Source organism: Mycobacterium sp. HUMS_12744610, assembly GCF_041206865.1.
Lineage (GTDB): Bacteria > Actinomycetota > Actinomycetes > Mycobacteriales > Mycobacteriaceae > Mycobacterium > Mycobacterium servetii.
Genome location: NZ_JBGEDP010000001.1, coordinates 5,074,604 through 5,087,145, shown reverse-complemented (window position 1 = coordinate 5,087,145; position 12,542 = coordinate 5,074,604). Strand labels below are relative to the sequence as shown.

Annotated in this window: 15 protein-coding genes; 13 read left to right on the top strand and 2 right to left on the bottom strand. The window is 70.9% G+C overall.

Annotation, left to right across the window (positions count from 1 at the left end):
• The first annotated feature begins 77 nt into the window (after nucleotides 1-77).
• The 6 genes from alr to tsaD are packed head-to-tail and all read left to right on the top strand — an operon-like array spanning nucleotide 78 to nucleotide 4,924.
• Entirely contained in the window at nucleotides 78-1,244 is a 1,167-nt protein-coding gene (alr, locus tag AB8998_RS24675) for an alanine racemase (RefSeq protein WP_369740347.1), read from the top strand.
• A gap of 52 nt (nucleotides 1,245-1,296) precedes the next feature.
• On the top strand, nucleotides 1,297-2,349 hold the full coding sequence (locus tag AB8998_RS24670; protein WP_369741747.1) for an alpha/beta fold hydrolase: 1,053 nt from the start codon (nucleotides 1,297-1,299) through the stop codon (nucleotides 2,347-2,349).
• The gene (tsaE, locus tag AB8998_RS24665; protein WP_369740346.1) at nucleotides 2,342-2,812 is read left to right on the top strand and encodes a tRNA (adenosine(37)-N6)-threonylcarbamoyltransferase complex ATPase subunit type 1 TsaE; all 471 of its coding nucleotides are present in this window, start codon (nucleotides 2,342-2,344) and stop codon (nucleotides 2,810-2,812) included. Before AB8998_RS24670 ends, tsaE begins: the two co-directional genes overlap by 8 nt.
• The gene (gene tsaB, locus AB8998_RS24660) at nucleotides 2,809-3,432 is read left to right on the top strand and encodes a tRNA (adenosine(37)-N6)-threonylcarbamoyltransferase complex dimerization subunit type 1 TsaB (protein WP_369740344.1); all 624 of its coding nucleotides are present in this window, start codon (nucleotides 2,809-2,811) and stop codon (nucleotides 3,430-3,432) included. The genes tsaE and tsaB overlap by 4 nt, the downstream gene beginning before the upstream one ends.
• Nucleotides 3,429-3,905, top strand: a complete 477-nt coding sequence (gene rimI / locus AB8998_RS24655; protein WP_369740342.1) for a ribosomal protein S18-alanine N-acetyltransferase — start codon at nucleotides 3,429-3,431, stop codon at nucleotides 3,903-3,905. The genes tsaB and rimI overlap by 4 nt, the downstream gene beginning before the upstream one ends.
• Nucleotides 3,902-4,924, top strand: coding sequence for a tRNA (adenosine(37)-N6)-threonylcarbamoyltransferase complex transferase subunit TsaD (gene tsaD, locus AB8998_RS24650; RefSeq protein ID WP_369740340.1), 1,023 nt, complete (start codon nucleotides 3,902-3,904; stop codon nucleotides 4,922-4,924). The genes rimI and tsaD overlap by 4 nt, the downstream gene beginning before the upstream one ends.
• Here the strand turns inward: tsaD and AB8998_RS24645 are convergent.
• A complete protein-coding gene (locus tag AB8998_RS24645) occupies nucleotides 4,921-5,592 on the bottom strand; it encodes a C39 family peptidase (protein ID WP_369740339.1) in 672 nt (223 codons plus the stop codon). The two genes, tsaD and AB8998_RS24645, sit on opposite strands and share 4 nt — an antisense overlap.
• 397 nt (nucleotides 5,593-5,989) lie before the next feature.
• Between AB8998_RS24645 and groES the strand changes: the two genes are divergently transcribed.
• The 4 genes from groES to AB8998_RS24625 all read left to right on the top strand — a co-directional run bounded on the left by groES (nucleotide 5,990) and on the right by AB8998_RS24625 (nucleotide 9,547).
• A complete protein-coding gene (gene groES / locus AB8998_RS24640) occupies nucleotides 5,990-6,292 on the top strand; it encodes a co-chaperone GroES (protein ID WP_007167930.1) in 303 nt (100 codons plus the stop codon).
• Nucleotides 6,293-6,374: 82 nt separating this feature from the next.
• The gene (gene groL, locus AB8998_RS24635) at nucleotides 6,375-8,015 is read left to right on the top strand and encodes a chaperonin GroEL (protein ID WP_369740337.1); all 1,641 of its coding nucleotides are present in this window, start codon (nucleotides 6,375-6,377) and stop codon (nucleotides 8,013-8,015) included.
• A 161-nt stretch (nucleotides 8,016-8,176) separates the two neighbouring features.
• Nucleotides 8,177-8,449: a type II toxin-antitoxin system Phd/YefM family antitoxin gene (locus tag AB8998_RS24630; RefSeq protein WP_369740335.1), complete on the top strand. Its 273-nt coding sequence runs from the start codon at nucleotides 8,177-8,179 to the stop codon at nucleotides 8,447-8,449.
• Between the two features lie 318 nt (nucleotides 8,450-8,767).
• On the top strand, nucleotides 8,768-9,547 hold the full coding sequence (locus AB8998_RS24625; RefSeq protein ID WP_369740333.1) for an enoyl-CoA hydratase: 780 nt from the start codon (nucleotides 8,768-8,770) through the stop codon (nucleotides 9,545-9,547).
• A 40-nt stretch (nucleotides 9,548-9,587) separates the two neighbouring features.
• Here the strand turns inward: AB8998_RS24625 and AB8998_RS24620 are convergent, their stop codons facing one another.
• The gene (locus AB8998_RS24620; RefSeq protein ID WP_369740331.1) at nucleotides 9,588-9,896 is read right to left on the bottom strand and encodes a WhiB family transcriptional regulator; all 309 of its coding nucleotides are present in this window, start codon (nucleotides 9,894-9,896) and stop codon (nucleotides 9,588-9,590) included.
• Nucleotides 9,897-10,274: 378 nt separating this feature from the next.
• On the opposite strand from AB8998_RS24620, the gene AB8998_RS24615 reads away from it, so the two are divergent.
• The 3 genes from AB8998_RS24615 (at nucleotide 10,275) to AB8998_RS24605 (ending at nucleotide 12,528) form a co-directional block, all read left to right on the top strand.
• The gene (locus AB8998_RS24615) at nucleotides 10,275-11,096 is read left to right on the top strand and encodes a hypothetical protein (RefSeq protein WP_369740329.1); all 822 of its coding nucleotides are present in this window, start codon (nucleotides 10,275-10,277) and stop codon (nucleotides 11,094-11,096) included.
• A gap of 81 nt (nucleotides 11,097-11,177) precedes the next feature.
• A complete protein-coding gene (locus AB8998_RS24610; protein ID WP_369740327.1) occupies nucleotides 11,178-11,753 on the top strand; it encodes a sigma-70 family RNA polymerase sigma factor in 576 nt (191 codons plus the stop codon).
• Nucleotides 11,746-12,528, top strand: a complete 783-nt coding sequence (locus tag AB8998_RS24605) for an anti-sigma-D factor RsdA (protein WP_369740325.1) — start codon at nucleotides 11,746-11,748, stop codon at nucleotides 12,526-12,528. Before AB8998_RS24610 ends, AB8998_RS24605 begins: the two co-directional genes overlap by 8 nt.
• Nucleotides 12,529-12,542 lie beyond the last annotated feature (14 nt).

Genomic DNA, 12,542 nt, shown 5'->3' with positions numbered 1-12,542 from the left:
ACCGCCGACGCATTTCCCGGGTGGCGGCACACGCCGCACTTTCGCGGCATTGTGCCGGTTCTGGGACAATATCCACCGTGTCCATTACGCCGATATCCCTGACGCCCGGCGTCCTGGCCGAGGCCGTGGTGGACCTGGGCGCCATCGCACACAACGTGCGGGTGCTGCGCGAGCACGCCGGTCACGGGCAGGTGATGGCCGTCGTCAAGGCCGACGGCTACGGCCACGGGGCCACCCGGGTCGCGCGCACGGCGTTGGCCGCGGGGGCCGCCGAGCTGGGCGTGGCCACCGTCGACGAGGCGCTGCAACTGCGCGCGGACGGGATCACCGCCCCGATCCTGGCGTGGCTGCACCCGCCCGGCATCGACTTCGGGCCCGCCCTGCTGGCCGACGTGCAGATCGCGGTGTCCTCGCTGCGCCAGCTCGACGAGTTGCTGGACGCGGCACACCGCACCGGCCGCACGGCCACGGTGACCGTCAAGGTCGACACCGGGCTGAACCGCAACGGGGTACCCCCCGCGCAATTCCCATCGCTGCTGACCGCGCTGCGCCGCGCCGGCGCCGAGGACGCCGTGCGGGTGCGTGGCCTGATGTCGCACATGGTGCACGCCGACCAGCCCGACAGTGCCGTCAACGACGCCCAGGCCCGGCGGTTCTGCGAGCTGCTCGCGGCGGCGCGCGATCAGGGGGTGCGCTTCGAGGTCGCCCACCTGTCGAACTCGTCGGCGACGATGTCGCGGCCCGACCTGGCCTTCGACCTCGTCCGGCCCGGCATCGCCGTGTACGGCCTCAGCCCCGTCCCCGCGCTCGGCGACCTGGGCCTGGTGCCGGCGATGACGGTGAAATGCGCTGTCGCCCTGGTGAAGTCGATCCGCGCCGGGGAGGGCGTGTCGTACGGCCACACGTGGGTCGCCGACCGGGACACCAACCTGGCGCTGCTGCCGATCGGCTACGCCGACGGGGTGTTCCGGACGCTGGGCGGACGCCTGGAGGTCCTGATCAACGGCAGGCGGCGGCCCGGCGTCGGGCGGATCTGCATGGACCAGTTCGTCGTCGACCTGGGCCCCGGGCGGCCCGACGTGGCCGAGGGAGACGAGGCGATCCTGTTCGGGCCGGGCGGCGGCGGCGAGCCGACCGCACAGGACTGGGCCGATTTGCTCGGCACCATCCACTACGAGGTGGTGACCAGCCCCCGGGGACGCATCACCAGGACATACCGCGAGGCCGAAACCGTTGAGCGATGACCGAATCCGTCGGCGCCACTGGGGGAGGGCCTGGTTTGCGGGAGGTGCCGGTCTGACCGCGATCGCCGCCATCGTGGGCGCCTCGGCGCGCCGCTCCGTCACCCAGCGCGCCACCGCTTCCGAAGATCCTTACGCCGGTGAGGATTTCGACAGGATCGATGACGACCGCGGCTACGTGGTGACCACCCCGGACGGGGTGCCGCTGGCCGTCCGCGAGGCCGGACCGGTGGATGCCCCGCTGACGATGGTGTTCGTGCACGGGTTCTGTCTGCGCATGGGCGCCTTCCACTTTCAGCGCACCCGGCTCCCCGCGCGGCTGGGGCCGCGGGTGCGAATGGTGTTCTACGACCAGCGCGGCCACGGCCGGTCCGGCGACGGCGCACCCGAGACCTACACGCTGACCCAGCTCGGCAAGGACCTGGAAAGCGTGCTGACGGTGGCCGCACCGCGTGGGATGGTCGTGCTGGTGGGTCATTCGATGGGCGGCATGACGGTCTTGTCGCACGCCCGCCAGTATCCCCAGGGATACGGGAACCGGATCGTCGGCGCCGCGCTGATTTCCTCTGCGGCCGAAGGGTTGTCGCGCTCGCCGTTGGGTGAGCTGCTGAAAAACCCTGCGCTGGAAGCCATCCGGTTCACCGCCAGGTCCGCCCCCAAGCTGATGAACCGCGGCCGCAACGTGTCCCGGTCCCTGATCGCTCCGGTGCTGCGGGCCGCGTCGTTCAGCGACCTGCAGGTCAGCCGGAGCCTGGACGCGTTCTCGCAACGCATGATGAACGACACCCCCATCACCACCCTGGTCGGTTTCCTGGACGCGCTGGAGCAGCACGACGAAACCGCCGGGCTGTGGACGCTGCTGCGGGTGCCGACCCTGGTCGCCTGCGGCGACCACGACCTGCTCACGCCGGACGAGTACTCGCGCAAGATGGCGGCGTGTATGCCGCGCTCGGAGCTGGTCGTCGTCTCCGGCGCCAGTCACCTGGCGCTGCTGGACAAGCCGGAGGCCATCAACGAAGGGCTGATCCGGCTGGTCGACCGGGCCCTGCCCGGCGCGATGACCCGGCGGTACCGCCGGATCCGGGAGAGGTTCGGGCGCCGTGGCTGAGCACACGCCGGAGGGCGGCACGGCCACCTGCGAGCGCGTCGAGGACACCGTCGCGCTCGGCTCCCGCTTGGGCGGGCAGCTGCGCGCGGGCGACGTGGTGGTGCTCTCGGGTCCGCTCGGTGCGGGGAAAACGGTGCTGGCCAAGGGGATCGCGGCCGCCATGGACGTCGAGGGCCCGATCACGTCGCCGTCGTACGTGCTCGCGCGGGTGCATCGCCCGCATCGGCCCGGCGCGCCGGCAATGATCCACGTCGACATGTACCGGCTCCTGGACCGGCCCGGCACCGACCTGCTGGGCGAACTCGACTCCCTGGATCTCGACACCGACCTCGACGACGCGGTCGTCGTGGTGGAGTGGGGCCAGGGAATCGCCGAACGCCTCGCCGAGCGCCACCTCGACGTCCGCCTGGAGCGGGTCAGCCACTCCGACGTGCGGCTCGCGACCTGGCGGTGGGCCTCATGAGCGTCATCCTGGCCATCGACACGGCCACCCCGGCGGTCACGGCGGGCCTGGTGCGGCGCGACGATCTGTCCGTGCTGGCCGAACGGGTGACCGTCGACGCCCGCGCCCACGCCGAACGGCTCACCCCCAACGTGCTCGCCGCGCTCGCCGACGCCGCGCTGGGCATGGCCGACCTCGGCGCCGTCGTGGTGGGCTGCGGTCCGGGCCCGTTCACCGGCCTGCGGGTGGGCATGGCCAGCGCCGCCGCCTACGGGCACGCGCTGGGCATCCCGGTCCACGGCGTGTGCAGCCTGGACGCCATCGGAGTGCGCACCAGCGGCGAGGTCCTGGTCGTCACCGACGCCCGGCGACGCGAAATCTATTGGGCCCGTTACCGAGACGGGGTCCGCACCGAGGGCCCGGCCGTCAACGCCCCGGTCGACGTCGACCCCGGCGCGGCCCGCGCGGTGGCCGGCTCACCCGAGCACGCGGGAATGTTCGGCCTGCCGCGGTGCGGGCCCGTCCATCCGACACCGGCCGGCCTGGCGGCCGCCGTCGGGGACTGGTCGGCGCCGCCGGCGCCCCTGGTGGCGCTGTACCTGCGCCGTCCCGACGCCAAGCCACTCGCGGAGCGCCGATGACCGCCTGCGGCGAGCCCGTGAGGATCGGCGGGTTGACCCCGGCCGACGCGCAGCGGTGCGCCGAGCTCGAACTGCAGCTGTTCGACGGCGACGACCCGTGGCCGGCGGCGGCGTTCAACCGCGAACTGGCCAGCCCGCACAACCGCTACGTGGGTGCGCGCAGCGCCGGAACGCTGGTCGGCTACGCCGGTATCTCCCGGCTGGGCCGCACACCGCCGTTCGAGTACGAGGTGCACACCATCGGCGTGGACCCCGCCTGCCAGGGCCGCGGCATCGGCCGGCGGCTGCTCGACCAGCTGCTGAGCTTCGCCGCCGGCGGCGTGGTGTACCTCGAGGTCCGCACCGACAACGAGCCCGCCATCGCGCTGTACCGCAGCGTGGGGTTCGAGCGGGTCGGCCTGCGCCGGCGCTACTACCGCGTCAGTGGCGCCGACGCCTACACCATGCGCAGAGAGGCTCGGCAGGTTCCATGACCGTCGTCCTGGCCATCGAAACGTCGTGCGACGAAACCGGAGTCGGCATCGCACGCCTTGACCCCGACGGCGCCGTCACCCTGCTGGCCGACGAGGTGGCGTCCAGCGTCGACGAGCACGTGCGCTTCGGCGGCGTGGTGCCCGAGATCGCCTCCCGCGCCCACCTGGAGGCGCTGGGCCCCTGTATGCGCCGCGCCCTGGCGACCGCCGGGCTGGACAGACCCGATGCGGTGGCCACCACCATCGGGCCCGGCCTGGCCGGCGCCCTGATGGTGGGAGTGTCGGCGGCCAAGGCCTACGCGGCCGCCTGGGACGTGCCGTTCTACGCCGTCAACCACCTCGGGGGGCACCTGGCCGCCGACGTCTACGAGCACGGACCGCTGCCCGAGTGCGTGGCGCTGCTGGTGTCGGGCGGACACACGCACCTGTTGCACGTGCGTTCGCTCGGCGAGATCGTCGAGCTCGGCAGCACCGTCGACGATGCCGCCGGCGAGGCCTACGACAAGGTGGCCCGGCTGCTGGGCCTGGGCTATCCGGGCGGCAAGGTGCTCGACGAGCTGGCCCGCACCGGGAATCCCCAAGCCGTCGTCTTCCCCCGCGGCATGACCGGGCCCGGCGACGACCCGCACGCGTTCAGCTTCTCCGGGCTCAAGACCGCGGTGGCGCGCTACCTGGAGAGCGCCCCGGACGCGGCGCTCCAAGACGTCGCGGCCGGATTCCAGGAAGCCGTCGCCGACGTGCTGACGCTCAAGGCGGTGCGGGCGGCGACCCGGGCCGGCGTGTCGACGCTGCTGGTCGCCGGGGGAGTGGCCGCGAATTCGCGGCTGCGCGAGCTGGTGGCGCAGCGTTGCACGGCGGCCGGCCTGGCCCTGCGGGTCCCCAGCCGCCGGTTGTGCACCGACAACGGGGCGATGATCGCTGCCTTCGCCGCGCACCTGGTGGCCGCCGGAGCGCCGCCGTCCCCGCTGGATGTGGCCAGCGATCCGGGCCTTCCGGTGATGCGGGGCCGGTTGCCTTAGATCCGGGGCGCCCACGGCACGGTGCCGTAGCCCGTCGCCTGGGTGACGATGAGGAGGTCGTCGCTGGTCGACCAGGCCCGCGTGAAGGTGTCCAGCGGGATTCGCTCGTCGCGGCCGTCGGGGGTGCCGCTGTCGTTGAGGTGCACGACGTCGTCGGCGGTGTCGACCCCGGTGACCACGACGGCGTGGTCGGGTTTCGTGCGCTGTCCCTGACCGGCGGGGTAGTTCCAGATCGTTTCCGCGTTGAGCGCCGCGATGACCTTGTGCCCGCTGCCGAGGTAGTCCTCGAGGCCCTGCAGGGTGTTTCCGGTCGTGATCTCGGACTGGACGCCGTAGTGCGCCAGCAGCATGACCATGTCCTGCGGCGAGGTGCCGTCGAAGAAATAGACGTCGCCGCCGTGGGATTCGCTGGGGGTGAAGATGCCGCGCAGCTCGATGCCGAGCTGGCTGGGTTCGTGGCCGGTCAGCTGGCCGACCACGTCGGCGACGGCCATCAGGCCGCAGTCTTCCTGATGCTGGTAGCGCCAGTAGGGTGCGGCGGCCTCCGGGTCCCCGTACATCCGGCCCCCCGGCTGGGCGTGGGCCGGTCCGGCCCACCCGACCAGGGCCGCGACGATCAGTGCGACCATGCCCGCGGTGCGGCTCGCGTTGGCGGTGCGGTTGAGCATGCTTCCACTATTAGCACCCGGTAACAGCGCTGGGAACCACGCGAAGCGGCGCCTCACGGTGTCCGTCTTCGGGTTTTGGGTCCGGGTGCGGGCGGCGCGGATGCCCGCCCGAGCGGTGTTCTCGCCCGGCACCGGGAGGGCCGCGAAACCCGGCTTGTCCGCTGACAGGGGAAGCAGCGGCCCGCCCTTGAGTGCTAGCACTCTCATGTATAGAGTGCTAGGTGGCAATCGGACGTCCCCCTGCGCCGGCACCCGCGACGACGGTTCGAGGGTACGGCCGAATGCCAGACCACCTGACAGTCGGTCGGTTCGCGGCACGCCGCGGTCCGACCGCCAACCAACCCCGGTCCGGGCGATTGTCCCGGGCCTGCTACCAACTAACTGGAGGGCTCCCATCGTGGCGAAGGTGAACATCAAGCCACTCGAGGACAAGATTCTCGTGCAGGCCAACGAGGCCGAGACCACGACCGCGTCCGGTCTGGTCATTCCTGATACCGCCAAGGAGAAGCCGCAGGAAGGCACCGTCGTCGCCGTCGGCCCGGGCCGCTGGGACGAAGACGGCGAAAAGCGCATCCCGCTGGACGTGTCCGAGGGTGACACCGTCATCTACAGCAAGTACGGCGGCACCGAGATCAAGTACAACGGCGAGGAGTACCTGATCCTGTCGGCGCGCGACGTGCTGGCTGTCGTATCCAAGTAACCCGCGTTCCGCCCCGGCGATCCCCGTGTGAAGCACGGGTGATTTCCGGGGCGGCATGCGTCAGTAGCCGAGAAGGAGCCTGATGAGCAAGCTCATTGAGTACGACGAGGACGCGCGTCGTGCCATCGAGGCGGGCGTGAACGCGCTCGCCGACGCGGTCCGGGTCACCCTGGGGCCGCGCGGCCGGCACGTGGTGCTGGCCAAGTCCTGGGGCGGTCCCACGGTCACCAACGACGGCGTCACCGTCGCGCGCGAGATCGACCTGGAGGACCCGTTCGAAAACCTCGGCGCCCAACTGGTGAAGTCGGTGGCCACCAAGACCAACGACGTCGCCGGTGATGGCACGACCACCGCAACGGTGCTGGCCCAGGCGCTGGTCAAGGGCGGTCTGCGCCTGGTCGCCGCCGGGGTCAACGCGATGGAGCTCGGCGCGGGCATCGGCAAGGCCGCCGACGCGGTGTCCGAGGCCCTGGTGGCCTCGGCGACTCCGGTGTCCGGCAAGGAGGCGATCGCTCAGGTGGCGACGGTTTCCTCGCGCGACGCGCAGATCGGCGAGCTGGTCGGCGAGGCGATGCACAAGGTCGGCACCGACGGCGTCGTCAGCGTCGAGGAGTCCTCGACGATGAACACCGAGCTGGAGTTCACCGAGGGTGTCGGCTTCGACAAGGGCTACCTGTCGGCGTACTTCGTGACCGACTTCGACGCCCAGCAGGCCGTGCTCGAGGACCCGCTGATCCTGTTGCACCAGGAGAAGATCAGCTCGCTGCCCGACCTGCTGCCCATGCTGGAGAAGGTCGCCGAAGCGGGCAAGCCGTTGGTCATCATCGCCGAGGACATCGAGGGCGAGGCACTGGCGACGCTGGTGGTCAACTCGATCCGCAAGACGCTGAAGGCCGTCGCGGTCAAGTCGCCGTTCTTCGGCGACCGGCGCAAGGCGTTCATGGAGGACCTGGCGATCGTCACGGGCGGCCAGGTGGTCAACCCCGACGCCGGCCTGCTGCTGCGCGAGGTCGGGGTCGAGGTCCTGGGCTCGGCCCGCCGGGTCGTGGTCGGCAAGGACGACACCATCATCGTCGACGGCGGCGGGTCCGCTGAGGCGGTGGCCGCCCGCATCAAGCAGCTGCGCGCCGAGGCCGAGGCGAGTGACTCCGACTGGGATCGCGAGAAGCTGCAGGAGCGGCTGGCCAAGCTGGCCGGCGGGGTCGCCGTGCTCAAGGTCGGGGCCGCCACCGAGACGGCGCTCAAAGAGCGCAAGGAAAGCGTCGAGGACGCCGTCGCGGCGGCCAAGGCGGCCGTCGAGGAGGGCATCGTGGCCGGCGGTGGCACGGCGCTCATCGGGGCCCGCAAGGCGCTCGACGACCTGCGGGCGTCGCTGACCGGCGACCAGGCGACGGGGGTCGATGTCTTCTCCGACGCCCTGGCCGCACCGCTGTACTGGATCGCCGACAACGCCGGGCTCGACGGCGCGGTCGTGGTCAACAAGGTCAGCGAGCTGCCCGCGGGGCACGGCCTGAACGCCGCCACGCTGCGCTACGGCGACCTGATCGCCGACGGCGTCATCGACCCGGTCAAGGTCACCCGGTCGGCGGTGCTCAACGCCGCGTCGGTGGCCCGGATGGTGCTCACCACCGAGACCGCGGTTGTCGACAAGCCCGCCGAGGAGGAGGGCGACGGCCACGGTCACGGACATGGCCACGGCCACGGGCATCACCACCACCACTAAAGCGAGCAATGCGGATGCGCCCCCGGCTGATGTCGGGGGCGCTTTCGTATTCAGTTCGGCGGGCGTCATCACCGCTGAGTTGCGTCCCACGGAGTCGGCTCCGATCCGAGCGGCCGGGGGTGTTCCTTTTCGGCGCTGCGACTGTCCCGCTCGGTGTACACATGAGTGCGCATAGTCTGCGCGACCTGCGGGGCAGCCTGGGAGCTGTGGTGCGGGCGGTGGCCGCGACCGGCGAAGAAGCCATCATCACCGACAGTGGCACCGAAGTCGCGGTGATCATCAGCCTGGCCGACTACGAGCGGTTGCACGAGCACGCCGATGTCGTCGACGCGCTTCGGATGCGCGAGCTGTGGGCACACTCGTTTCGGGCGCTGCCTCTGGCGGAGATGCTCGATGAGCTCGGTGTCGACGCCGACGCGTTCGCGGCCCGATGAAGATCTCGTTTCACCCGGACGTACTCAGACAGTCACAGCGGCTCCCACGTGCCGAGTCGGAAGCCGCGCTGCAGGTCGTCGTGGGTTTGTCCCCTGATCCGCGACCCGTAAACGTGAAGAAACTGGTTGGAGTCAGCGTGATTGGCGTGAGCGCTTCGGACAATACCGGGTGGTGTACTCCACCGACGATGCCGTCGGCGAAGTGACGGTGTTCAACATGGCCAAGCGCAGGGACGCTTATCGGTGAGACTTTGGCGTCAGCTCGGGCGACCGGTGCTAGCGTCCGAGCAGCGCCGGGGCGACGAGTGAGGTCAAGCGATGGAAGAACCGCTGCTGCTGCAACACCGCGACGAGCGCGGCGTCGTCACGCTGACGCTGAACCGCCCGCACGCGTTCAACGCGCTGTCGGAGGCGATGCTCGCGGCGCTCGGTGAGGCCGTCGGCGCGCTCGGCGAAGACGAAGCGGTGCGTGCCGTCGTCCTCGCGGCTTCCGGCACGGCCTTCTGCGCCGGCCACGACCTGAAGGAGATGCGCTCCGAGCCGTCGCTCGAGTACTACCAGCGGCTGTTCGCGCAGTGCACGGCGGTGATGCTGGCCTTCCAGCGCCTGCCCGTGCCGGTGATCGCGCGTGTCCACGGTCTGGCGACCGCCGCGGGCTGCCAGCTCGTCGCGATGTGCGACCTCGCGGTGGCCGGCCGCGACGCGCGCTTCGCGGTCGGCGGCATCAACGTCGGGCTCTTCTGCGCGACACCGGGGGTGGCGCTGTCGCGCAACCTGTCCCGCAAAGCCGCCTTCGAGATGCTGGTCACCGGCGAGTTCGTGTCGGCCGAGGAGGCGCGGGTGCTGGGGCTGGTCAACAAGGTGGCGGCCCCCGAGGCGCTGGACGACGTGGTCGAGGCGCTGGTGGCGCGGGTGGTCGCCAAGCCGCGCGTCGCCGTCGCCATGGGCAAGGCCCTCTTCTACCGCCAGATCGAAGCCGGAATCGAGTCCGCCTACGAGGACGCGGGCGCGACGATGGCCGCCAACATGATGGATCCCTGCGCGCTCGAGGGCGTCCAGGCCTTCATCGAGAAGCGCCCGCCCCGCTGGAACGGGTGAGGGCCGCGCCGCAGTCCGCGGCCGCCGGGCTCAGGACAACTCAGGCCGATCGGCGAATGCCCCGCCCGCGGCCGATGTCCCCCTTGAGCAGCAGGTCGCGCTCGGACTCCGACAGGCCACCCCAGACGCCATAGGGCTCAGCGACGTCGAGGGCGTGGGAACGGCACTGCTGGATCACCGGGCACTGCCGGCACATTTCCTTGGCGCGCTGCTCGCGCTGCGTGCGTGCGCGTCCGCGCTCACCGTCGGGGTGAAAGAACATCGACGAGTCAACGCCGCGGCACAGGCCCTGGAGTTGCCAGTTCCAGATGTCGGCGTTGGGCCCGGGTAGCTGATCAGGCTGTGGCATTGGCTTGTTCCCTCTCTGCACGGCACGCCAGTTGAGGTCGAGTTCCAGAAGCGTCCGAGAAGTGTCCGAAAAGCTGTGGTGCAACTGAAATGAAGCGGCGTCACCGATGACAACCCGTCACCGGTAGACGTTAGGGGGGACCGCGAATTTCCGTCAATAGCCACTTAGGACGGCAAAATATGTAAGCGTTGGAGCAGATTTTACTCTGCGTTCATCTATGCCGCATTCCCCGACGGGAAGGGGTGCTACCAGGCAATTGGCCGAATCGAGATCGTCCCAGCTCAGTGCCGGGAGGGCGGCGCCGGGCAATTAGCCATGGCGCGTTTGCGATTAACATTTCGGTAACACAACCCGCACGAACTGTTTACTACTATGCCGGTGATTGAGACTTATCACACTTCCGGGGTCGACGAGGAGTTGGCCGCCGCCGCGTTCGGCGGCGAGCCGGGCCGCTGGCCGTTGCCGACGGCGAGCACCGCGCAGCAGTTGTGGCTGCGGGCGGTGGCGGCCGGTGGGCAGGGCCGATACGGCAGCGCCTGTCGCGATCTGGCCCAGTTGCGGCGCGGCCGTGCGCCGGGGCGCCTGCTCTCGCTGGCCCACAGCACGCAGGGATCGTTCCTGCGCCAGCTGGGATGGCACACCGTGGCGCGGGGCTGGGACGGTCGGGCCCTGGCCCTGGCGGGCGCGGACCCCGAGGCGCGCGCCGACGCGCTGACCGGGCTCGCTGCCGACGCGCTGGGCGTCGGGCGCCTGGCCGCCGCGGCGGCGTTGCTGGCCCGCGTGGACGAGGTGCTGGAACCGGGGCCGGTGATGCCCGACCGGCTTGCCGTGCGCCGACGGTGGGTGGCCGCCGAGCTGGCGATGGCCGGCGGTCACGGCGACATCGCCGTCCGCCACGCCGGCGAGGCCGTCGAACTGTCCCGGGCGATGGCGGTCGCCTCGGCGCGGCACCGGGTCAAGAGCGACGTCGTCCTGGCGGCCGCCCTGTGCAGCGCCGGTGCCACCGACAAGGCCCGCGCCGTGGCCGACACCGCGCTGGACGAGACCGCCCGGCTGGGGCTGACGCCACTGCGATGGGCCCTGGCATGCTTGCTGATCGATATCGGGAGCGTCACGTTTGCGGCACGGAATTTGGCCGAAATTCGCGGTATCTGCGCAGGTCAGGTGCGACGCGCCGGTGGAACCTGGCATACCGATTGAACGGCCCTCCGCCCGTTATTGTCATTGCGTAGGTAAGCCCCGGGATGTGTCCGGTCCGTAACGTTGGAGATACCGCCGTCGATGACAATTCAAGGGGAACGTCTCGACGCCGCGGTGGCCGAGGCCGCAGCGGGGGACCGGAAGGCTCTACGGGAGGTGCTGGAGACCATCCGTCCGATAGTGGTGCGATATTGCCGGGCGCGAGTCGGCACGGTCGAGCGAGGTGGTCTGTCAGCCGATGACGTGGCTCAGGAGGTGTGCTTGGCCACCATTACGGCGCTGCCCCGCTACCGCGAACGGGGCCGGCCCTTTCTGGCCTTCCTCTACGGGATCGCCGCCCACAAGGTCGCCGACGCCCATCGCGCGGCGGGCCGCGATCTCACCTACCCGGCCGAAACGGTTCCCGAACGCTGGTCGGCCGAGGCGGGTCCGGAGCAGCGGGCCATCGAGGCCGACTCGGTGAGCCGGATGAGCGAGTTGCTGGAGATCCTGCCCGCCAAACAGCGCGAGATCCTGATCCTCCGCGTCGTCGTCGGCCTGTCCGCGGAGGAGACCGCCGCGGCCGTCGGCAGCACCACGGGCGCGGTGCGGGTGGCCCAGCACCGTGCTCTGATGCGCCTCAAATCCGAAATCGTTGCGGCAGGTGACTATGCGTGAGTTTGGACGTGCCCTCGGCGACCAGCCGGGAATGGACGAGTTCGCCCGTACCGATGTGCTGCTCGACGCGCTCGCCGAACGCCTCCCGGTCGATCTGCAGGATCGCGACGACCCCGACGACGCGGCGCTGGCCCAACTGCTGGAGGACTGGCGCGACAACTTGCGGTGGCCGCCGGCCAGCGCGCTGGTGTCGCCGGAGGAGGCCGTCGAGGCGCTGCGCGCCGGGATCGCGGAACGCCGGCGCAGCCGGCGGGGCCTGGCCGCGATCGGGTCGGTCGCCGCGACGCTGCTGGCGCTCAGCGGGTTCGGGGCCCTGGTGGCCGAGGCGCGCCCCGGGGACGCCCTCTACGGCCTGCATGCGATGGTCTTCGACGAGCCCCGGGTCAACGACGACCAGATCACGTTGTCCGCCAAGGCGGAGCTGGCCAAGGTCCAGGAAATGATCAACCAGGGCCAGTGGGACCAGGCGCACACGCAGCTGGCCGAGGTCAGCACCGCGGTGCAGTCGATGAACGACAACGCCAGCCGGCACGACCTGATGGACCAGGTCAACCTGCTCGACACGAAGGTCCGCTCGCGCGACCCGAACGCGACGCTGCCTCCCGCGTCCGGAGGGCCCGGGGTTACGGCGCCGGTGTCCCAGCCGCCGGACGTCTCGATGCCTCCGCCGCCGGAACAGGGATCGAGTCCCGCGCCCACGCCGTTCCCCGGGGGTCATCGCCGCCATGGCCAGACCGCCGTGCCCGCACCGGAGGCGCCGGACGGCGCCCCCTAGCCGGGGCGCGACTC

Excerpts from the sequence above, each read along its gene's own strand:
- AB8998_RS24605 (WP_369740325.1), top strand. The coding sequence starts at position 11,746 with ATGCGTGAGTTTGGACGTGCCCTCGGCGACCAGCCGGGAATGGACGAG.
- groL (WP_369740337.1), top strand. The coding sequence starts at position 6,375 with ATGAGCAAGCTCATTGAGTACGACGAGGACGCGCGTCGTGCCATCGAG.
- AB8998_RS24625 (WP_369740333.1), top strand. The coding sequence starts at position 8,768 with ATGGAAGAACCGCTGCTGCTGCAACACCGCGACGAGCGCGGCGTCGTC.
- AB8998_RS24645 (WP_369740339.1), bottom strand. The coding sequence starts at position 5,592 with ATGCTCAACCGCACCGCCAACGCGAGCCGCACCGCGGGCATGGTCGCA.
- rimI (WP_369740342.1), top strand. The coding sequence starts at position 3,429 with ATGACCGCCTGCGGCGAGCCCGTGAGGATCGGCGGGTTGACCCCGGCC.
- AB8998_RS24620 (WP_369740331.1), bottom strand. The coding sequence starts at position 9,896 with ATGCCACAGCCTGATCAGCTACCCGGGCCCAACGCCGACATCTGGAAC.
- tsaD (WP_369740340.1), top strand. The coding sequence starts at position 3,902 with ATGACCGTCGTCCTGGCCATCGAAACGTCGTGCGACGAAACCGGAGTC.
- AB8998_RS24610 (WP_369740327.1), top strand. The coding sequence starts at position 11,178 with ATGACAATTCAAGGGGAACGTCTCGACGCCGCGGTGGCCGAGGCCGCA.
- AB8998_RS24630 (WP_369740335.1), top strand. The coding sequence starts at position 8,177 with ATGAGTGCGCATAGTCTGCGCGACCTGCGGGGCAGCCTGGGAGCTGTG.
- tsaB (WP_369740344.1), top strand. The coding sequence starts at position 2,809 with ATGAGCGTCATCCTGGCCATCGACACGGCCACCCCGGCGGTCACGGCG.